This window comes from Wenxinia marina DSM 24838, from assembly GCF_000379485.1.
Classification (GTDB): domain Bacteria; phylum Pseudomonadota; class Alphaproteobacteria; order Rhodobacterales; family Rhodobacteraceae; genus Wenxinia; species Wenxinia marina.
Map to the genome: position 1 here is coordinate 33385 of NZ_KB902277.1, position 20387 is coordinate 53771.

The 20387-nt window shown below is 70.7% G+C and carries 20 protein-coding genes; 12 read left to right on the forward strand and 8 right to left on the reverse strand.

Features of this window, described 5'->3' with window-relative positions:
• Positions 1 to 53: 53 nt before the first annotated feature.
• From A37W_RS0102100 to ocd, 4 genes are all read left to right on the forward strand, one after another.
• On the forward strand, positions 54 to 632 hold the full coding sequence (locus A37W_RS0102100; protein ID WP_018301368.1) for a YqaA family protein: 579 nt from the start codon (positions 54 to 56) through the stop codon (positions 630 to 632).
• A complete protein-coding gene (locus tag A37W_RS0102105; RefSeq protein WP_018301369.1) occupies positions 633 to 1079 on the forward strand; it encodes a disulfide bond formation protein B in 447 nt (148 codons plus the stop codon).
• 61 nt (positions 1080 to 1140) lie between these two features.
• On the forward strand, positions 1141 to 2064 hold the full coding sequence (rocF, locus tag A37W_RS0102110) for an arginase (protein WP_018301370.1): 924 nt from the start codon (positions 1141 to 1143) through the stop codon (positions 2062 to 2064).
• The gene (gene ocd, locus A37W_RS0102115; protein ID WP_018301371.1) at positions 2061 to 3113 is read left to right on the forward strand and encodes an ornithine cyclodeaminase; all 1053 of its coding nucleotides are present in this window, start codon (positions 2061 to 2063) and stop codon (positions 3111 to 3113) included. The genes rocF and ocd overlap by 4 nt, the downstream gene beginning before the upstream one ends.
• Before the next feature lie 110 nt (positions 3114 to 3223).
• Here ocd and A37W_RS0102120 read toward each other — a convergent pair whose 3' ends face one another.
• On the reverse strand, positions 3224 to 3502 hold the full coding sequence (locus tag A37W_RS0102120; RefSeq protein ID WP_018301372.1) for an usg protein: 279 nt from the start codon (positions 3500 to 3502) through the stop codon (positions 3224 to 3226).
• A 194-nt stretch (positions 3503 to 3696) separates the two neighbouring features.
• Between A37W_RS0102120 and gyrA the strand changes: the two genes are divergently transcribed.
• The 6 genes from gyrA (at position 3697) to gluQRS (ending at position 10497) form a co-directional block, all read left to right on the forward strand.
• A complete protein-coding gene (gene gyrA, locus A37W_RS20750) occupies positions 3697 to 6483 on the forward strand; it encodes a DNA gyrase subunit A (protein WP_040753316.1) in 2787 nt (928 codons plus the stop codon).
• A gap of 129 nt (positions 6484 to 6612) precedes the next feature.
• Positions 6613 to 7497, forward strand: a complete 885-nt coding sequence (locus A37W_RS20755) for a LysR family transcriptional regulator (protein WP_018301374.1) — start codon at positions 6613 to 6615, stop codon at positions 7495 to 7497.
• 74 nt (positions 7498 to 7571) lie between these two features.
• A complete protein-coding gene (locus A37W_RS0102135; protein ID WP_156169386.1) occupies positions 7572 to 7913 on the forward strand; it encodes a hypothetical protein in 342 nt (113 codons plus the stop codon).
• Between the two features lie 114 nt (positions 7914 to 8027).
• Positions 8028 to 9386 carry a methylenetetrahydrofolate--tRNA-(uracil(54)-C(5))-methyltransferase (FADH(2)-oxidizing) TrmFO gene (gene trmFO / locus A37W_RS0102140; protein WP_018301376.1) on the forward strand — a complete coding sequence of 453 codons (1359 nt, stop codon included), beginning with the start codon at positions 8028 to 8030 and terminating at the stop codon, positions 9384 to 9386.
• A 57-nt stretch (positions 9387 to 9443) separates the two neighbouring features.
• The gene (locus A37W_RS0102145; protein WP_018301377.1) at positions 9444 to 9641 is read left to right on the forward strand and encodes a hypothetical protein; all 198 of its coding nucleotides are present in this window, start codon (positions 9444 to 9446) and stop codon (positions 9639 to 9641) included.
• Positions 9604 to 10497, forward strand: coding sequence for a tRNA glutamyl-Q(34) synthetase GluQRS (gene gluQRS, locus A37W_RS0102150; RefSeq protein ID WP_018301378.1), 894 nt, complete (start codon positions 9604 to 9606; stop codon positions 10495 to 10497). The genes A37W_RS0102145 and gluQRS overlap by 38 nt, the downstream gene beginning before the upstream one ends.
• A gap of 59 nt (positions 10498 to 10556) precedes the next feature.
• On the opposite strand, the gene hisI is transcribed toward gluQRS, so the two are convergent.
• Positions 10557 to 10913 carry a phosphoribosyl-AMP cyclohydrolase gene (gene hisI, locus A37W_RS0102155; RefSeq protein ID WP_018301379.1) on the reverse strand — a complete coding sequence of 119 codons (357 nt, stop codon included), beginning with the start codon at positions 10911 to 10913 and terminating at the stop codon, positions 10557 to 10559.
• 69 nt (positions 10914 to 10982) lie between these two features.
• Here hisI and A37W_RS0102160 point away from each other — a divergent pair, with 69 nt between their 5' ends.
• Positions 10983 to 11432 (forward strand): iron-sulfur cluster assembly scaffold protein, encoded by a 450-nt coding sequence (locus A37W_RS0102160; protein ID WP_018301380.1) that lies wholly within the window; start codon positions 10983 to 10985, stop codon positions 11430 to 11432.
• A 243-nt stretch (positions 11433 to 11675) separates the two neighbouring features.
• On the opposite strand, the gene A37W_RS24500 is transcribed toward A37W_RS0102160, so the two are convergent.
• The 5 genes from A37W_RS24500 to sciP all read right to left on the reverse strand — a co-directional run bounded on the left by A37W_RS24500 (position 11676) and on the right by sciP (position 17478).
• Positions 11676 to 11798, reverse strand: coding sequence for a hypothetical protein (locus tag A37W_RS24500; RefSeq protein WP_018301381.1), 123 nt, complete (start codon positions 11796 to 11798; stop codon positions 11676 to 11678).
• 85 nt (positions 11799 to 11883) lie between these two features.
• Positions 11884 to 13974 carry an ATP-dependent DNA helicase RecG gene (gene recG / locus A37W_RS0102170; protein ID WP_018301382.1) on the reverse strand — a complete coding sequence of 697 codons (2091 nt, stop codon included), beginning with the start codon at positions 13972 to 13974 and terminating at the stop codon, positions 11884 to 11886.
• A complete protein-coding gene (gene ligA, locus A37W_RS0102175) occupies positions 13974 to 16268 on the reverse strand; it encodes an NAD-dependent DNA ligase LigA (RefSeq protein ID WP_081617014.1) in 2295 nt (764 codons plus the stop codon). Before ligA ends, recG begins: the two co-directional genes overlap by 1 nt.
• 88 nt (positions 16269 to 16356) lie before the next feature.
• The gene (gene ctrA / locus A37W_RS0102180; protein WP_018301384.1) at positions 16357 to 17073 is read right to left on the reverse strand and encodes a response regulator transcription factor CtrA; all 717 of its coding nucleotides are present in this window, start codon (positions 17071 to 17073) and stop codon (positions 16357 to 16359) included.
• Positions 17074 to 17193: 120 nt separating this feature from the next.
• Entirely contained in the window at positions 17194 to 17478 is a 285-nt protein-coding gene (gene sciP, locus A37W_RS0102185) for a CtrA inhibitor SciP (RefSeq protein ID WP_026198240.1), read from the reverse strand.
• A gap of 144 nt (positions 17479 to 17622) precedes the next feature.
• Between sciP and mnmA the strand changes: the two genes are divergently transcribed.
• The gene (gene mnmA / locus A37W_RS0102190; RefSeq protein ID WP_018301386.1) at positions 17623 to 18753 is read left to right on the forward strand and encodes a tRNA 2-thiouridine(34) synthase MnmA; all 1131 of its coding nucleotides are present in this window, start codon (positions 17623 to 17625) and stop codon (positions 18751 to 18753) included.
• Here the strand turns inward: mnmA and A37W_RS0102195 are convergent.
• The gene (locus A37W_RS0102195; protein ID WP_018301387.1) at positions 18750 to 20273 is read right to left on the reverse strand and encodes a helicase HerA-like domain-containing protein; all 1524 of its coding nucleotides are present in this window, start codon (positions 20271 to 20273) and stop codon (positions 18750 to 18752) included. The two genes, mnmA and A37W_RS0102195, sit on opposite strands and share 4 nt — an antisense overlap.
• Positions 20274 to 20387 lie beyond the last annotated feature (114 nt).

The window sequence follows — 20387 nt, forward strand, 5'->3', positions numbered from 1 at the left end:
CACGCGGCGCCCCCGTGCGCTAAGGACGAAAACGCAGGGGCGGTTCCCTTTCCATGCTGCGCAGGATGTACGACGCGACGATGGCGCTGGCGGGTCACCGCCGGGCCGAGCCCGCGCTCGCCCTCGTCAGCTTCGCCGAATCGTCCGTGTTTCCGATCCCGCCCGACGCGCTGATGGTGCCGATGGTGCTGGCCCGGCCGGACCGCGCCTGGATCATCGCGGCGATCTGCACCGCCGCGTCGGTCGCCGGTGCGTTGCTCGGCTACGCGATCGGATGGGGCCTCTACGAGGCCGTCGCCCGGCCGATCCTCGACTTCTATGGCAAGGGAGAGGATTTCGCCGCCTTCGCCGCGCGCTACAACGACTGGGGCGCCTGGGCGGTGCTGATCGCCGGCGTCACCCCGTTCCCGTTCAAGGTCATCACCCTCGCCTCCGGCGCGACCGGCCTGTCCTTGCCGGTCTTCGTCGTCTCGTCCATCGTCGCGCGCGCAGGCCGCTTCTTCCTCGTCGCGGGCCTCCTGCGCTGGATCGGGCCGCCGGTGCGCGACTTCATCGAGCGCCGGCTCGGCCTCCTGACCGCCCTCTTCACGGCCGCCCTCGTCGGCGGCTTCGCACTCGTGAGGTTCCTCTAGATGCGCTCGCCGCTGATCCTTCTGGCCACCCTCGGCTCCGTCGCCCTTCTCGGCGGCGCCTTCCTGTTCCAGTCGTTGGGCTGGCAGCCCTGCGCGATGTGCCTGTGGCAGCGCTGGCCGCACGCCGCCGCGATCGCGATCGGGGTGATCGCGCTGGCGACCGGCTGGCGGGGCCTGGCCTGGCTGGGCGCGCTCGCCGCGGCGACGACGACCGGCATCGCGATCTTCCACACCGGGGTCGAGCGCGGCTGGTGGGAGGGCCCGGCGAGCTGCACCGGCGTCGGCCCCGGCCTCGGCGGCGACCTTCTGTCCACCGACGGCCCGGCGCCGGTGCTGTGCGACGTCTTCACGCCGTTCCTGTGGGGGCTGTCGATGGCGAACTGGAACGCGATCCTGTCCGCCCTGCTGGTCGTCGTCTGGGTCGCGGCCGCGCGCGCGAAGGGCTGACGGGGCGCTGACCCCGCGGCGGGGCTGGTCAGACGGCCCGGCCCGCCCCATCATCGACCCCATGACCAGGATCCTCCTCATCGGCGCCCCGATGGACGCCGGCAAGCGGCGGCGGGGCTGCCTGATGGGCCCCGACGCCTACCGTACCGCCGGCCTCGGCGACGCGCTGACGCGCCTCGGCCACGAGGCGGTGGACCTCGGCAACGTCGTCCCAGACGACGCGGCCGTGGCGCCCTGCCCCAATCCGGCGGTTCATTCGCTGGCCGAGTGCGTCGGCTGGACCTCGGCCCTGCGCCGGGCGGCCGAGAGCGCCGCGCCGGACGGCGTGCCGGTCTTCATGGGCGGGGACCATGCGCTGTCTCTCGGCTCCGTCTCGGGCATGGCGGCGGTCGCGGCGCGCGAGGACAAGCCCCTCTTCGTGCTGTGGCTGGACGCGCATTCCGACTTCCACACGCCGATCACGACCGAGACGGGCAACCTGCACGGCACGCCGGTCGCCTACGTCACCGGCCGCGACGGCTTCGAGGCGTTCCCCAAGTTGGCGGCGAGGGTGCCGATCGAGAATGTCGGCATGATCGGCCTGCGCAGCGTCGACCCGCCCGAGCGCGAGGCGCTGGAGGCGGGGAACGCCATGCTCGTCGACATGCGCCAGATCGACGAGGAGGGCATCCGTGCGCCCCTGGCGGCCTTCCTCGACAGGGTCGCGGCGGCGCGTGGCCTGCTGCACGTCTCTCTCGACGTCGACTTCCTCGATCCCTCGGTCGCGCCGGCCGTCGGCACCACGGTCCCCGGCGGCGCCACGGTGCGCGAGGGACACCTGGCGATGGAGATGCTGTCCGACAGCGGTCTCGTCCGCTCGCTCGACCTGGTGGAGCTGAACCCGTTCCTCGACGAGAAGGGCCGCACCGCCTCGCTCATGGTCGAACTGACGGCGAGCCTGTTCGGCCGCCGCGTCTTCGACCGCCCGACGCGGAGCTACGCGTGACGGCACCCGGCCCCAAGGCGCTGGTCCCGTTCGTCAGCGTCGAGCACATGATGCGCATCGTCCACCGCGTCGGCCTGCGGCCGGCGCTGCGGGCCATCGCGGGCGAGATCGAGGCCGACTTCCGCCGCTGGGAGAGCTTCGACAAGACGCCGCGGATCCCGGCGCACCACCCGCTCGGCGTGATCGAGCTGATGCCGACGGCCGACGGCGAGACGTACGGCTTCAAGTACGTGAACGGTCATCCGAAGAATGCCGCGGGGGGCCTCCAGACCGTCACCGCGTTCGGGCTGCTCGCGGACATGGCGACGGGCTACCCGGTGCTGCTGTCCGAGATGACGATCCTCACCGCGCTGCGGACGGCGGCGATGTCGGCGCTCGCAGCGAAGTACCTGGCGCCCGAGACCGCGACCATGGCCGTGATCGGCAACGGCGCGCAGTGCGAGTTCCAGTGCCTCGCCTTCGCCGAGCTGTGCGGCATCACCGACGTGCGCCTGTGGGACATCGACGGCCGGGCGACGGAGAAGGCGGCGCGCAACCTCGCCGGGACGGGCCTGCGGGTGACGTCCTGCGGGTCGGCCGAGGAGGCGATCGAGGGGGCGGGCATCGTCACCACCTCGACCGCGGACAAGCGGAACGCGACGATCCTGTCGGACAACATGGTCGGCGCGGGCGTGCACCTGAACGCTGTCGGCGGCGACTGCCCGGGCAAGACCGAACTCGCCGCGGGCATCCTGCACCGGGCGTCGATCTTCGTGGAATACCCGCCTCAGACCCGGGTGGAGGGCGAGATCCAGCAGCTGGACCCGGACCATCCGGTGACCGAGCTGTGGCAGGTGATCGCCGGCACCGCGCCGGGGCGGCGGTCGGCGACCGAGGTGACGCTGTTCGACAGCGTCGGCTTCGCGATCGAGGATTTTGCGGCGCTGCGCTGGGCGCGAACGGCCGCGCTGGAGACGGGCCTGCACGCCGAGCTGGACCTGCTCGCGGACCCCGACGATCCGCGGGATTTGTTCGGCATGGTCATGCGGGCGGCGCCGGCGGACGACTAAGCCGGAGCGCGAAAGAAATTCGTCGAATTTCCCTCTTGGAACCGGTCAAAATTCGACGAATTTTGTCCGGGACCAGCTGAAAATTCGAGAATTTTCAGCGCTGCCCGGCGTCAGTGGTACACGAACTCCCCCGTCACGTTCCGCCACTCGCCGGGCGAGATCATCTTGCGATGGACGAACCGCACCGAGTGGAGCGGTCCCTCGATCTGCTCCTGCCAGAACTCGATGAAGCCGAACAGCTTCTCGTGGTCGGGGGCCAGATCGTAGTCCTGCCAGACGAAGGTGTTGAGAACGTTACGATAATCCGGCATGCGGTAGAAAAGTTCCGCCGTGGTGAGGCCGTAGCCCTTCAGCATGAGCTCGGTCTCGGACGGGGTGGTGTCGGGCATCGTGGTCTGCTCCTGGTCTTGACGCCATGGGAAAATGAGAGCATAGGCCCGGCAAAAGTCAATTAACTCAATCTATTAGCCACTAGCGCCTGCGGCTGCCAGTTTGGGCGGCTCAGGTCTGTTGCACCCCATCCTTGGTCCCTATATAGCCAATATCACCCAGATATTGTGAGCGGTCCGGAAAGGCGGCAAGCGTGAGCGACACCCCCGTCCCCCCGAGCGACGACGAAGAAGAGGGCGCGCCGCCCGAAAGACCGGCATGGGGCGGACCTTCGGTCTCGATCGCGCACGAGATGAAGACCGCCTACCTCGACTACGCGATGAGCGTGATCGTCTCCCGGGCGATCCCCGACCTGCGCGACGGGCTGAAGCCGGTGCACCGGCGGATCATCTACGCGATGGACGAGGTCGGGAACACGCACGACAAGCCCTACCGCAAATCCTCGCGCCCGGTCGCGGACACGATGGGCAAGTACCACCCGCACGGCGACAGCGCGATCTACGACGCGCTGGTGCGGATGGCGCAGGACTTCTCGATGTCGCTGCCGCTGCTGGACGGTCAGGGCAACTTCGGCTCGATGGACGGCGATCCGCCGGCGGCGTTCCGTTATACCGAGGTGCGGATGGCGCGGGCCGCGTCGTTCCTGATCGCGGACATCGACAAGGACACGGTCGACTTCCAGGACAACTACGACGGCAAGGACGAGGAGCCGACGGTCCTGCCGGCGCGGTTCCCGAACATGCTGGTCAATGGCGCGGGCGGCATCGCCGTCGGCATGGCGACCAACATCCCGCCCCACAACCTCGGCGAGGTCATCGACGCGACGCTGGCGCTGATCGACGAGCCCGACCTCAGCTCCGAGCAGCTGATGGAGTACGTGCCCGGCCCCGATTTCCCGACCGGCGGCGTGATGCTGGGCCGCTCCGGCGCACGGAAGGCCTACCTCGAAGGCCGCGGCAGCGTCATCATCCGCGCCAAGACCCACGTGGAGGAGATCCGCCGCGACCGCTGGGCCATCGTCGTCGACGAGATCCCCTACCAGGTGAACAAGGCGACGATGATCGAGCGGATCGCCGACGCCGCCCGCGACAGGCGGATCGAGGGCATCGCCCACGTCCAGGACGAGAGCGACCGCCACGGCGTGCGCGTGGTGGTCGAGCTGCGCCGCGACGCCACCGCCGAAGTGGTGCTGAACCAGCTGTTCCGCTTCACGCCGATGCAGGTCAGCTTCGGCTGCAACATGCTGGCGCTGAACGGCGGCAAGCCCGAGCAGCTGACGCTGCGCAACTTCCTGCATTACTTCCTCGAATTCCGCGAGGAGGTGATCGCCCGCCGCACCGCGTTCGAGCTGAACAAGGCGCGCGAGCGCTCTCACATCCTCTGCGGTCTCGCCGTCGCGGTGACCAACGTTGACGAGGTGGTCGCCACCATCCGCTCCAGCGCCGACGCCGCCGAGGCGCGCGAGAAGCTGATGGAGCGGCGCTGGCCGGCGCACGACATCGCCGACTACATCCGGCTGATCGACGATCCGACCCACACGATCAACGAGGACGGGACCTACAACCTGTCCGAGGTGCAGGCCCGCGCGATCCTCGACCTGCGGCTGCAGCGTCTCACCCAGATCGGCGTCAAGGAAGTGACGGACGAGCTGCAGGACCTGGCCGCCAAGATCAAGGACTACCTCGACATCCTGCGGTCGCGCGAGCGCATCCTCGGCATCATCCGCGACGAGCTGACCGAGGTGCGCGATCTCTTCGCCGTGCCGCGGCGGACCGAGATCGCGGACTGGGCCGGGGACCTCGACGACGAGGACCTGATCGAGCGCGAGGACATGGTCGTGACCGTCACGCAAGGCGGCTACATCAAGCGCACGCCCTTGGCCGAATTCCGCAGCCAGCGGCGCGGCGGCAAGGGTCTGGGCAGCATGCAGACCAAGGAGGATGACGTCGTCACGACGCTGTTCGTCGCCAACACGCACGATCAGCTGCTGTTCTTCACCACCGACGGCATGGCCTACAAGCTGAAGACCTGGCGCCTGCCGCTGGGCAGCCGGACCGCGCGCGGCAAGGCGATCGTGAACATCCTGCCGATCCCGCAGGGCGTCTCGATCGCCGCGATCATGCCGGTCGACCGCCCCGAGGAGGACTGGGACGAACTGCAGATCGTGTTCGCCACCTCGGCGGGGACCGTGCGGCGCAACGCGCTCAGCGACTTCACCAACGTGAACCGCGCCGGCAAGATCGCGATGAAGTTCGAGGACGAGAACGAGGGAATGCGCCTGATCAACGCGCGCATCGCCTCGCCCGAGGACGACGTGATGCTGGTCACCGCCCGCGGACGGGCGATCCGCTTCCCCTCGACCGACGTGCGGGTTTTCAACTCCCGTGCCAGCGTGGGCGTCCGCGGCATCCGCCTTGCGGACGGCGACGAGGTCGTCTCCATGTCGGTCATCCGGCACTTCGAGGCGACCCCGGAGGAGCGGGCCGGCTACCTCAAGATGCGCCGCGCGATGGCCGGCGTGACCGAGGAGGCCGAGGCCGACGAGGACGACGAGGCGGTGGCCGGCGCGATCAGCTCGGAGCGCTACGCCGAGATGTCCGCGTCCGAGAACCTGATCCTCACCATCACCTCCCGCGGCGCCGGCAAGCTGTCGTCGAGCCACGACTATCCGGTCCGCGGCCGTGGCGGCCAGGGCGTCGGCGCGATGGACCGCGCCATGCGCGGCGGCCGCATCGTCTCGTCCTTCCCGGTCGAGATGGGCGACCAGATCATGCTCGTCACCTCCACCGGCCAGTCGATCCGTGTGCCGGTCGAGGGCATCTCGTTCCGCTCGCGCACGGCCGGCGGCGTCAAGGTCTTCGACACCGGCCGCGGCGAGGAGGTTGTGGGCGTGGCCTGGATCGCCGAACAGGCGGAAGAGGCCGCGGCCGAGGCCGGCGAGCCGCCGCCCGAAGCGCCCGAAGCGCCCCCCGAGGCGTGACGATGGCGCCCGTGATGCACGGGCGCCACATCCGGCTCCGGTCCGCGAAGGCTTCCCGAGGGAAGCCATGTTGTTTCGCCGCCGCTGCGGCACAAGACTGCACCCGGTCGGCGAGTGGACCCGCGAGCTATGCAGAACTGGGATGACCTCCGCTTCCTCCTGGCTCTCGCCAGATGCGGCACCATGACCGAGGCCGCCAAGCGGCTCGGCTCCAACGTAGCCACCGTCTCGCGCCGAATCGAACGGCTGGGCACGCGGCTCGGCTATCCCCCCTTCGCCAAGACGGCAGAGGGGTGGGTTCCGGCCTCGTCCATCCTGCCCCTGATCGACATCGCCGAGACCGTCGAGGCCCGCCTCGCGCTGGAGCTGAACCGGGCGCGGGCGATGACGTTGACCGAGCGCGTCCCGATCCGCCTGGGCGCGCCGCCCGTCGTGACGCTGGGCGCCCTCCTTCCGATGCTGCGCGACGCGCCGCACGCGCTCGGCGGGATCGAGCTGACTCTGATCGACCGGGTCAGCGGGGACGGCCTCGGCGATCACGACATCATCGTCCGCTTCGACATGCCGCCCGCGGGGCGCCTGATGACCCGCAAGGTCGGCCGCCTCGACGTCCGCCTCTACGGCCGGCCCGATGCGGAGGAGACCGGCGACTGGGCCGGCCTGACCGGCTGGACCGAGGCGAGCGGGCCGATGCAGCTGGGCCTCGCCCGCTTCGGCCGGCCGCCGTCGCTGCGCGTCGACACCTACAACACGCTTGCCAGCCTCATGCGCTCGTCGGGCCTGCCGGGGCCCCTTCCCGACACTGCGCTGTCCTTCGACGACGTCCTTCAGCCGCTCGATCCGGGCGGCGCCTCCTGGTCGGTCGATCTGTGGAGCGCCTACCACGAGACCCGCCGGAACGACCCGGCCATCGATCGCGTGCTGGAGTGGATCGTCGCCGCCTGCGCCCGGGCGCAGGACCGGGCCGGACCGGTTGCGAAAACGCAAGCGCGATCTCGCAGCAAACAGGGTTGATCGCCTCCAAGATCGGCTCAACCTTGGGTTTAATCGGGGCGTCAGTCCCCGTGCACCCCTTGAGGTTGAGTACGATGAATCCTTCGATCCTTCTTCCGTGCCGCATGGGCATGGCGATGGTCTGCGCCTCCTGCGCAGTCCTGTTCCTTGGCAGCCGGAGCCTGCAGGGCCCGGCCGAGATCGCGATCGGCGCGATGCTCGCTGTCGCCGGCATCTGGCTGCTGTTCGGCGTGCGGACACGGGTGATGGCGGTGATCGCGACGGTCCTGATCTCCGGCCACGCTGTCCTCGTCGGCGCCGCCACTCCCGTGCCCGACGCGATGCCGCTTCTGGCAGCCGTCCTCAGCCTGCCGCTCGCCCTGTTCGGCGGCGGCCCGTTCGCGCTCTACAGCAAGGGCTGGCGCGAGATCTTCTGACCTCCCTCCGGGGCCTCTCGGGAACGGCTGGTCCGCGCAAGCGCGGGCCGGCCGTTTCACTCCCGGTCCGTCGCGACCCTTCCCTCGCCGGCCCGGCGACGATATGTGCGCCCCATGACCGAGACCCTCCACATCGTCGGCGGCGGCATGGCCGGCAGCGAAGCCGCCTGGCAGGCCGCGCGCCTTGGCATCCCCGTGGTGATCCACGAGATGCGCCCCCGCGTCGGGACCTTTGCCCACAGGACCGGCAATCTGGCCGAAATGGTCTGTTCGAACTCGTTCCGCTCGGACGATGACGAACAGAACGCGGTCGGCCTCCTGCACTGGGAAATGCGCGCCGCGGGCGGACTCATCATGGAGACGGCGGACTGCCACCGCCTGCCGGCGGGCGGCGCCCTCGCCGTCGACCGCGATCCGTTCTCCGAAGCGGTAACCGCGCGCCTTCGTGACCATCCTCTGATTTCCGTGACGGACGAGGAGGTTACCGAGCTTCCCTCGTCCGGCCACTGGATCGTCGCCACCGGTCCGCTCACCTCCTCCGCCCTCGGCGCCGCCATCGCCGCCGAGACCGGGGCCGAGGCACTCGCCTTCTTCGACGCCATCGCGCCCATCGTCCATGCCGAGACGATCGACATGTCCGTCGCCTGGCGCCAGTCGCGCTACGACAAGGGCGAGACCGAGGAGGAGCGCACCGCCTACATCAACTGCCCGATGACGAAGGCGGACTACGAGGCGTTCATCGACGCCCTTCTCGCCGCCGACAAGACGGAGTTCCGCGAGGGGGAGACGGCCGGCTATTTCGACGGCTGCCTGCCCATCGAGGTGATGGCCGAGCGCGGCCGCGAGACGCTCCGCCACGGTCCGATGAAGCCGATCGGCCTGACCAACGTCCACCGGCCGGAGGAGAAGGCCTACGCGGTGGTCCAGCTGCGCCGAGACAACGCGCTGGGGTCGCTCTACAACATCGTCGGCTTCCAGACGAAGATGAAGTACGGCGCGCAAGCGCAGGTTTTCCGGATGATTCCCGGCCTGAAGGACGCCGCCTTCGCGCGCCTCGGCGGCATCCACCGCAACACGTTCCTGAACTCGCCCACGCTGCTCGACGGCCAGCTGCGCCTCCGCTCGCGCCCGAACGTCCGCTTCGCCGGACAGATCACCGGCGTCGAGGGCTACGTCGAGAGCGCGGCCTCCGGCCTTCTGGCGGGGCGGCTCGCGGCGTTCGAGATCCTCGGCCGCGCCCTGTCCGCGCCGCCGCCCACCACGGCGACCGGCGCGCTCGTCACCCACGTGACCGGCGGCGCCGAGGCGAAGACGTTCCAGCCGATGAACGTCAATTTTGGCCTGTTCCCGCCGCTGGAGGACGCCCGCGGCGGCCGGCGCGGGCGCCGCGAGCGGTACAAGGGCTATACCGACAGGGCGAAGGAGGACTGGCAGGGCTGGCTCACCGCGCAGGACGCACCGGCGCTTGTCTGACGCGGCGGCGATCCCCACTTCAGGGAACGAACCGCGACCCATCGGAGTTCGCCGCCCATGCTGTACCTACTCGCCCTCCTCCTCCCCCCGCTCGCCATCGCCCTGGCCGGTCGACCGATCCTCGGCGTCGTCATCTTCTTCGTCTGGCTGCCGGCGATCGTCATTTCGGGCGGGCTCGGCCACCCGATCTTCATCCTGCTCGCGTGGTTGGTGATCCATGAGCGCAGCACCGGCTGGGCCTCGCGGCGCTCCTGACGTCCGCACCCGCTTCGCGCCCTCGCCTACCGGCCCGCTCCACCTCGGCCACGCCTTCTCGGCCCTGACCGCCGCACAGCTGGCGGAGAAGGCCGGGGGGACGTTCCTGCTGCGGATCGAGGACATCGACCGACAGAGGTCGAAGCCGGAATGGGAGCAACGGATCTACGACGACCTTCGCTGGCTCGGCCTTGAATGGCCCGAGCCCGTCCTGCGCCAGTCCGAGAGGATGGCCGCCTACGACGACGCGCTCGAACTGCTCTGGCGGGCGGGGTTGCTGTACCCCTGCAGCTGCAGCCGCGCCGACATCTACCAGGCGGCCAGCGCCCCGCAGGAGGGCGCGCCGCTGACCGGTCCCGACGGCATCGTCTATCCCGGCACCTGCCGCCCCGCCGACGCCCCCGCCCGCCGCACCGACCGCCGCCCCGGCGGGGCGCTCCGCCTCGACATGGCGCGGGCGGCCGGTCGCCTAGGCGACATGCCCTACATGGAAACCGGCGAGGGCGGGCCGCGGTCGGTCGCGGGGCCGGCGGCGATGATGGTGGAGCGGATCGGCGACGTGGTGCTGCAGCGGCGCGACTTCGGCACGTCCTATCACCTTGCGGTGGTGGTGGACGACGCCGCGCAGGGCGTCACGCTGGTGACGCGGGGCGCCGACCTGGCCGAGGCGACGCCGATCCACGTCCTGCTGCAACGCCTGCTCGGCCTGCCGCTGCCGTGGTATCACCACCACCGGCTGATCCGCGACGAGACCGGCCGGCGTCTGGCGAAACGCGACGACGCCCGTGCGATCTCGCGCTACCGCGCCGAAGGGGCCACGCCAGAGAACATCCGCCGCATGGTCGGCCTCGCCTGACCTGCTCCCCTATCTTGCCTGCAAATACTCCGGCGACCGGCCCGCCGCCCGCGCGCCGCTCAGGCCTCGGGCGCCAGCAGTTCCACCTCGTCCCCGTCCCGGACGGCCGTATAGAAACACGCCCTCCGGCCGGTGTGGCACGCCGGCCCGGTCTGCCGCACCAGCGCCAGCAGGCAGTCGCGGTCGCAGTCGAGCCGAAGCTCCACCAGCTCCTGCACATGCCCCGACGTCTCGCCCTTCACCCAGAAGGCCGCGCGCGAGCGGGACCAGTAGGTCACGCGCCCCGTCTCCAGCGTGCGCGCCACGCTCTCGGCGTTCATCCAGGCCAGCATCAGCACCTCGCCCGTCGCCGCCTCCTGCGCGATGCACGGGATCAGGCCGGCGGCGTCGTAGCGGAGCGTCGCGGGGTCGAACATTTCGGGAAATCCTTTGGCATTGCCGGACCGCGCGCCTATCTAGTGGGCAGCGCCAGAGAGGGCAACGCGATGTCCGAGACCGACCTCATCAAGCTGTATTCCGGCCGCATCCTCGAGCTTGCGGCGTCGATCCCGCATCGCGGCCGGCTGGACGCGCCCGAGGGGACGGCCCGCAAGCGCTCGCCGCTGTGCGGGTCGACCGTGACGGTGGACCTGAACGTCGAGGACGGACGCGTGGCGCAGTTCGCGCAGGACGTGAAGGCCTGCGCCCTGGGGCAGGCGTCGGCGTCGATCCTCGGCGCCTCCGTGGTCGGGCAGGACGAGGCGACGATCCGCCGCGGCCGGGACGAGCTGGTGGCGATGCTGAAGGAAAACGGGCCGGTGCCATCGGCCCCGTTCGATGAACTGAAGGTGCTGGAGCCGGCGAAGGACTACCGCAACCGGCACCCCTCGATCCTCCTCGCCTTCGAGGCGACCCTCGACGCGTTCGAGGCAGCCCGGGCGCGACAAAGCGCCTGAGCGGCCCCACGGGGGACTTTTCCGGCCCCCACCCGACAGCCTGAAAAAGAAAACCGCCGCACCTTCGGGACCGAAGGGCGGCGGCAGGCAGAAGGCATCCCGTTGGGACAGTCGCTGACCGCTGGGGGAGGCAAACCCCGGGGGAACGGCCCGCCGGCAGGCGACCGGCGGGCAATCTGGCCTGCGCGGGGTTGGGACAGCGCGCAGGCGGGCGGTCGGCGAGACGGGACGCCGGGCAGAAACTCAGAACAGGTGAGGCAGCGACAGGCTCCCCATCAGAAGGACGACGAGGGCCGCGGCCCCGACGCAGTCCGCGATCAGGGTCGAACGGCTGCGGATGATCGCGTCGCGGATGTCGTGGGCCATGTCGTCCTCCGGGTCAGTCACGCTTTCGTTGACCCTTTGTTCTCATATCGTTCCGCACCTGTCCAGAACTTTCTGAGAACATCCGTCAGCCGATGCCGATCAGCCGGATCGCCCGGTCCTGCTCCATCAGCCACAGCAGCAGCCGCGCCGCCTGTCCGCGCTCGCCCTCCAGCCCCGGATCGGTCGCCAGCAGCGTCCGCGCGTCAGACTGCGCAAACTCCATGAGCGCCGCCTGCCGCTCGATGTCGGCGATGCGGAAGCGCGGCAGCCCCGACTGCGCCGTGCCGATGACGTCGCCCGCGCCGCGCATGGCGAGGTCCTCCTCGGCGATGCGGAACCCGTCCTCGGTCTCGCGCAGGATCTCCAGCCGGCGCCGGCCGCCGTCGGTGAGCGGCTGGCCGTAGAGCAGCAGGCACGTCGATTCGGTCGCCCCGCGACCGACGCGGCCGCGCAGCTGGTGCAGCTGCGCCAGCCCGAACGTCTCGGCCCGCTCGATCACCATGATCGAGGCGTTGGGCACGTTCACCCCCACCTCGATCACCGTCGTCGCCACCAGCACCTTGGTCTCGCCCGCGACGAACCGCGCCATCGCGGCGTCCTTCTCGGCCGGCGGCAGCTGGCCGTGGACGAGGCCGCAGACCCCCTCGCCGAAGATCGCCCGCAGCCGTTTGAACCGGTCCTCGGCGGAGCTGAGGTCGGACGTCTCGCTCTCCTCCACCAGCGGGCAGACCCAGTAGACCTGGCGCCCCTCGGCGACCGCGCCGCGCAGCCGCTCCACCACCTCGTCGATGCGGCCGATCGAGACGAGCGAGGTCTTCACCGGCGTCCGCCCCGGCGGCTTCTCGTCCAGCACCGACAGGTCCATGTCGCCGTACTGCGCGAGCGCGAGGCTGCGGGGGATCGGCGTCGCGGTCATCACCAGCATGTCCACGCCCTCGCCCTTGGAGCCCAGCTCCATCCGCTGGGCGACGCCGAATCGGTGCTGCTCGTCCACCACGGCGAGGCGCAGGTCGGCGAAGGCGACGTCCTTCTGGAAGACGGCGTGGGTGCCGACGAGGATGTGGATGTCGCCCGCCGCCAGCGCCTTCAGCTTGGCTGCGCGTTCCGCGCCCTTGTCCCGGCCGGTGAGCAGCTCCACCACCACGCCCGCCATCTCGGCCAGGGGCCGCAGGCCGTCGAGATGCTGCCGCGCGAGGATTTCGGTCGGCGCCATCATCACGCCCTGCCCGCCCGCCTCCACCGCGATCAGGAGGGCGAGGAACGCGACCAGCGTCTTGCCGGCGCCCACGTCGCCCTGCAGCAGGCGCGACATCCGCGCCTCGCCGGCCATGTCGGCGGCAATCTCGTCCACCGAGCGCAGCTGCGCCCCGGTGGGCGCGTAGGGCAGCGCGGCGAGGACCTTGTTCCGCAGGCGACCGTCCCCTGTCGTCGGCCGCCCCCGCGCCTTGCGGGTGCGGGATCGCGCCAGCGCCAGCGTCAGCTGGTGCGCCAGCAGCTCGTCGTAGGCCAGCCGCCGCCGCGCCGGCGCCTCCGGCGAGAGGTCGGCGCCGTGCTCCGGCCCGTGGGCGGCGTGCAGCGCCGTGCGCCAGTCCGGCCAGCCCTCGCGGGCCATCAGGCTCGGCTCGATCCATTCCGGCAGCTCGGGCGCCAGCGCCAGCGCCGCGCGGGCCGCCTTCGTCATCGTCTTGAGCGTCACGCTGCCGGTCAATGGGTAGACCGGTTCGAAGTCGGGGATGTCGTTCGCCTCGCCGGGCGGCAGCACGTGGTCGGGGTGGACCATCTGGGCGATGCCGTCGAACAGCTCCACCCGGCCCGAGACGAGGCGCCGCTCGCCGGTCGGCAGCAGGCGCTTCAGGGAGTCTCCGCGGGCGTGGAAGAAGACGAGCTGGAAGGCGGTGCCCGCGTCCTCCACCGTCACCCGGTAGGGCCGGCCCTTCACCTTCGCCGGCTGGTGCGCGCCGACCGTCACCTCGACGGTCGCGACCGCGGGCGGCGTCACCTCGCGCACGCTGGCGCGGCGGCGACGGTCGATGCCGGAATGGGGCAGCGTGAAGAGAAGGTCGCGCGGCTTCTCGATGCCGCCGGCGGCGAGGGTCTGCGCGGTCTTGGGGCCGATGCCGTCCAGCCCGGTCAGGTCGCCGAAGAGCGGCCACAGGCGTTCCGGCCGCCCCGCCATCAGAGGCCGCCGATCAGCGCGATCCAGCCGTCCTCGTCCAGCGTCTCGACGCCCAGCTCCTCGGCCTTCTTCGCCTTCGAGCCCGCGCCGGGGCCGGCGACCACGAGGTCGGTCCTGGCGCTGACGCTGCCGGCCACCTTGGCGCCGAGCGCCTCGGCGCGGGCCTTGGCCTCGGCGCGGGTCATCTTCTCCAGCGTACCGGTGAAGACGATGGTCTTGCCGGCGACCGGGCTGCCCAAGTCGCGCGCCTCCGGCGGCTCGACGGTCAGGTGGCTGACGAGGCGGTCGATGGAGGCGCGCTCCGCCTCGCTGCCGAAGGCCGTGACGAGGGACGCGGCGAGCACGCCGCCGACTCCCTCGATGCCGACGATCTCGTCCCAGGCGTCCTTCGCCTCTGGCGCCACGTCCGCCCAGGCGGCGTCGCGGACCCGTTTCGGCTCCGCCCGGCGTCCCTCGTCCGCCGCAGCGGCGCGCTCCTCGGCCTCGGCCGCCTCGGCGGCGAGGTGGGCGGCGGCGGCCGGGCGGGCGCGGTCGACGGTGGCGGTGAGCGCGTCCCATTCGCGAAAATGCCGGGCGAGGTCGGCGGCGGCGACCTCGCCCAGATGCCGGATGCCCAGGCCGAAGAGCAGGCGGGCGAAGGGGATCGTCCGCTTGTCGTCGATGGCGCGGAAGAGGTTGGTCGCCGACGTCTCGCCGTAGCCGAGGCGGTTCTTCAGCCTTGTGACGTTCTTCGCGTCCCGCTCTTCCAGCGTGAAGATGTCCGCCGGCTCGCGGATCGGCAGCTGGTCGTCGGCGAAGAACATCTCGATCTGCTTCGCCCCCAGCCCGTCGATGTCGAAGGCGGGGCGGCTGACGAAATGCTTCAGCTTCTCCACCGCCTGGGCCGGACAGATCAGTCCGCCGGTGCAGCGGCGCACGCTGTCGCCGGGCTCGCGGATGGCCGGGCTGCCGCAGTCGGGGCAGGTCTCGGGGAAGGCGTAGGGCGCGGCATCCTTCGGCCGCTGCGATAGGTCCACGTCCGCGACCTTGGGGATCACGTCGCCGGCGCGGTAGACCTGCACCCAGTCGCCGACGCGGATGTCCTTGCCGCCCCGGATCGGCGCGCCCCTGTTGTCGCGGCCGGCGATGTAATCCTCGTTGTGCAGCGTCGCGTTCGAGACGACGACGCCGCCGACGGTCACCGGCGTCAGCCGCGCGACGGGGCTGAGCGCGCCGGTGCGGCCGACCTGGATGTCGATCGCCTCGAGCCGGGTCCAGGCGAGTTCGGCCGGAAACTTGTGCGCGGTCGCCCAGCGGGGCGTGGTGGAGCGCAGGCCGAGGCGGCGCTGCAGGGCGAGGTCGTTCACCTTGTAGACGACGCCGTCGATGTCGTAGCCGAGCGTGGCGCGCTGCGCCTCGATCTCGCGGTAGGTGGCGAGCATGTCCTCGGGCCCGTCGCAGAGGCGGGTGAGCGGGTTGGTGCGGAAGCCGAGCGCGGCGAGGCGCTCGATCGCGCCCAGCTGGGTGTCCGCCAGCGGCTCGGACAGCTCGCCCCAGGCATAGGCGAAGAAGCGCAGCGGCCGCTCCTTCGTGACCGCGGGGTCGAGCTGGCGGAGCGAGCCGGCGGCGGCGTTGCGGGGGTTGGCGAAGGTGCGCCCGGTCTCGGCGCCGCGGGCGTTCAGTGCCGCGAAATCATCGTGGCTCATGTAGACCTCGCCGCGGACCTCGAGGACGTCCGGCGCGCCCTGCAGCGTCCGCGGGATGTCGGGAATCGTCTCGGCGTTGCGGGTCACGTTCTCGCCCGTCGTGCCGTCGCCGCGGGTGGCGGCGAGGACCAGCGCGCCGTTCTCGTAGCGCAGCGACAGGGACAGTCCATCGATCTTGGGCTCGGCGGTGAAGGCCAGGTCGGCATCGTCGCCGAGCCCCAGATAGCGCCGGACCCGCGCCGCGAACTCGGTCACCTCGGCGTCGTCGAAGACGTTGTCGAGCGACAGCATCCGCACCGCGTGCGGCACCTTGGCGAAGGCGCCGGAGGGCGCGGCGCCGACCTGCTCGGACGGGCTGTCCGCGCGCTTGAGCCCGGGGAAGCGCCCCTCGATCGCGGCGTTGCGGCGCTTCAGCGCGTCGTACTCGGCGTCGCTGATGTCGGGCGAGTCGGCGCCGTGATAGGCGTCGTTCGCGGCAGCGAGCCGCTGCGCGAGGTCCGCGAGCTCGGCCTCGGCCGCCTCGGGCGTCAGGCTGTCCACGTCGGAGGCCCCGGTCGCCCCGCCCTGCCCTCGCCTGCCTGTCGCCACGCCTCGTCCCCGCCGGCCCATGCCCGACGCCCGTCTTAGAAGCCGTCCTCCCGTCCGTAAAGCAGTCCCGTGAGTGGGGCCGGCGCGGAGGGCGGGCTGCGCCCGGGCGTCAGGCGCCGAGGGCGATCTTCTCTGAATCCTCCGCCTTCGGCTGGGGGTCGCGCATGACGTAGCCGCGGCCCCAGACGGTCTCGATGTGGTTGTCGCCGCCGGTGGCCTGGCTCAGCTTCTTGCGCAGCTTGCAGATGAAGACGTCGATGATCTTCAGCTCGGGCTCGTCCATGCCGCCGTAGAGGTGGTTGAGGAACATCTCCTTGGTCAGCGTCGTGCCCTTGCGGAGCGAGAGAAGCTCCAGCATCTGGTATTCCTTGCCGGTCAGGTGCACCGGCTCGCCGCCCACCTCGACCGTCTTGGCGTCGAGGTTCACGGTGATCTGCCCGGTCTTGATGACCGACTGGGCGTGCCCCTTGGACCGGCGGATGATCGCGTGGATGCGGGCGACCAGCTCTTCCCGGTGGAAGGGCTTGGTCAGGTAGTCGTCGGCGCCGAAGCCGAAGCCGCGCAGCTTGCTCTCGGTGTCGTCGTCGCCGGACAGGATCAGGATCGGGGTGTCGATCCGGCTGAGCCGAAGCTGACGCAGCACCTCGTGCCCCGTCATGTCGGGAAGGTTGAGGTCGAGGAGGATCAGGTCGTAGTCGTAGAGTTTCGCCAGGTCGATCCCTTCCTCCCCCATGTCTGTGGCGTACACGTTGAGGTTGGCATGGGTGAGCATCAGCTCGATGCTGCGCGACGTCGCGGGATCGTCTTCCACCAACAGGATGCGCATGCTCGGCCTCCGAACTGTTGCGTTGTCCCGACCCTAGACCGCAAATGGTTAACCTGACGTTACTAAAAGGACGAACGGTGAACGGACGCCCGGAAACCTTACCGCCCGTGTCCCGACCTGTCACCCCGGGGGTTGCCGATACTTCTGCAGCGCAGTCGCGCGCAGCGCCGCCTCCCCGTGGATCGCGACCGCCGTCACCCATTCCTCGAACTCCTCTCCGGAGATCCGGTAGGTCGTCAGCGCCGTCTCCCGGCTGATGAGCCCCGCCGCGACCGCGCGCACCACCGCCGCCTTGCGCGAGGCGACCCACCTCTCGGTGTCCGGCGGCGGCAGGTCCGCCCGCGTCATGATGCGTCCGTCCGGCAGCGTCACCGACCGCGGACCATCCACCTTCTTGAGATACATCTCACACCCCATGATCAGCATCGTGAGCGGGGCGGACCTTCGGTCGGCGGCTTTTAAGGCTGCGTGAAGCGGTCCCTTGAGAACACGGCCAATTTTCCTATATTCGCCGCCTTGCGCCCGCCCTTTCCCCGAACGAGGCCTCCCATGCCGCTCGATCCCGCGCTCAACTCGCTCGGCCTGGCCAAGTCGCCGGCGGATACCCGCGTCGTCGTGGCGATGTCGGGGGGCGTCGATTCCTCGGTCGTGGCCGCGATGCTGGCCGAAGAGGGCTACGACGTCGTCGGCGTGACGCTGCAGCTGTACGACCATGGCGCTGCGCTGGCCAAGAAGGGCGCCTGCTGCGCCGGGCGCGACATCCACGACGCCCGCCGCGTGGCCGAGACGATGGGTTTCCCGCACTACGTCCTCGACTACGAGAACACGTTCCGCGAGGCGGTGATCGACGAGTTCGCCGACAGCTACATCGCCGGCGCCACCCCGGTCCCCTGCATCCGCTGCAACGAGCGGGTGAAGTTCCGCGACCTGCTCGGCACCGCGAAGGACCTCGACGCCGACTGCATGGCGACGGGCCACTACATCCGCCGCGAAATGGGCGTGGACGGGCCCGAGCTGCACATGGCGGCCGACCCGGCGCGCGACCAGTCGTACTTCCTGTTCTCGACCACGGCCGAGCAGCTGTCCTACCTGCGCTTCCCGCTCGGCGGCCTCGTCTCCAAGGCCGAGACGCGGGCGCTGGCGCAGCGCTACGGCCTGCCGGTGGCGGACAAGCCCGACAGCCAGGACATCTGCTTCGTGCCGAACGGCAACTACGCCGCGGTGATCGAGAAGCTGCGCCCCGGCGCGGCCGAGCCGGGCGAGATCGTCCATGTCGACGGCCGCGTCCTCGGCGAGCACCGCGGCGTCATCCACTACACCGTCGGCCAGCGCCGCGGCCTCGGCATCGGCGGCCTGACCGAACCGCTGTACGTGGTGAAGCTCGACGTCGATGCGCGGCAGGTGGTGGTCGGCCCGGCCGAGCTGCTGGCGACGCGTACCGTGCCGGTGAAGGAGATCAACTGGCTGGGCGACGGCGCCTTCGAGGCGGGGGCGCGGGACATCTCGGTCCGCGTGCGGTCCACCCGCCGGCCGGCGGAGGCGGTGCTGCGGCCGACCGGGCCGACGACGGCCGAGGTGACGCTCGCCGTCGCCGAGGAAGGCGTGGCGCCGGGACAGGCCTGCGTCTTCTACGAGACCGGGGGCACCCGCGTCCTCGGCGGTGGCTGGATCACCCGCTAGCGCGCGCGGAACAGCCCGCCGAGGATGCCGCGGACGATGCGGCGTCCGGTGGTGCCGCGCAGCTCCTTCAGCGCCGCGTCGCGCAGGGCGTCGCCGAAGCCCTTGTCGTCTCGGCGCGCCCTCTCCTGCCGGACGCCGCCGCCGCGGCGGCCGCCGTCCCAGCGGCGGGCGTGGTTCAGGCCGTCATCCTCGGTCTCCGACGCCGCCGGCTCGGACGCCTCCTCCGCCCGCCGGGCCAGCATCTCGCGGGCCGACTCGCGGTCGACGGGCGTGTCGTAGCGCCCGCCGAGGCCGGAGCCGGCGATCAGCCGCGCCCGCTCCTCCGGGGTGACGGGGCCGAGCTGCGACGAGGGCGGGCGGATCAGCGTGCGCTCGACGAGGCCGGGCACGCCCTTCTCGTCCAGGAACGAGGTCACCGCCTCGCCGGTCCCGACGTCGCGGATCGCGTCGGCGGTGTCGAAGCGGGGATTGTCGCGGTAGGTCTCGGCCGCCTTCTCCAGCTCCTTGCGGTCCTTGGCCGTGAAGGCGCGCAGCGCGTGCTGGATCCGGTTGCCGAGCTGGCCGAGGACGGTGTCGGGCACGTCCGCCGGGTTCTGGGTGACGAAGAAGACGCCGACGCCCTTGGACCGGATCAGCCGCGCCACCTGCTCGACCTTGTCGATCAAGGCATCCGGCGCGTCCTCGAACAGCAGATGCGCCTCGTCGAAGAAGAAGACGAGCTTCGGCTTGTCCGGGTTGCCGACCTCGGGCAGCACCTCGAACAGCTCGGACAGCAGCCACAGCAGGAACGTGGCATAGAGCCGGGGCGCGTTCATCAGCCGGTCGGCGGCGAGGATGTTCACCACACCCCGCCCGTCGGCCGAGTGGCGCATCATGTCGGCCAGATCCAGCGCCGGCTCGCCGAAGAACTGCGCGGCGCCCTGGTTCTCGAGCACCAGCAGCGCCCGCTGGATCGCGCCGACCGAGGCGGTGGTGACGTTGCCGTAGCGCAGCGACAGGTCGCGCGCGTTCTGGCCGCACCAGACCAGCAGCGCCTGCAGGTCCGACAGATCGAGAAGCGGCAGCCCCTCCTCGTCGGCGACGCGGAAGGCGACGTTCAGCACTCCTTCCTGCGCGTCGCTGAGGTCGAGGAGGCGGGACAGCAGCAGCGGACCCATCTCGGCGACGGTGGTGCGGACGGAATGGCCCTGCTCGCCGAACAGATCCCAGAAGGTGACGGGCACGGCGCGGTAGTCGAGGTCGAGGCCGATGGTGGCGGCGCGCTCGCGGAACGCCGCGTCCAGCTTGTGGTCCGCGCGGCCGGGGAGGCCGAGGCCGGACAGGTCACCCTTCACGTCGGCGAGGATGACGGGGACGCCGGCTGCCGACAGCCCCTCGGCCAGGATCTGCAGGGTGACGGTCTTGCCGGTCCCGGTGGCGCCCGCGATCAGGCCATGCCGGTTCGCCATGTCGAGGCGCAACCACTGCTTCTCGTCATGGCCGTCGCCACCACCGCCGACAAAGATCGCGTCGCCGTCCATCGGACCCTCCCGGGGCCGAACGGTCGGCCGCGTCTGCTGCGTTCAAAGCGAACAATAACTTCTTAACCTCTTGATGCCAGTCTGTTGCTGCGGGACCGGACCGATCTGTCGCCG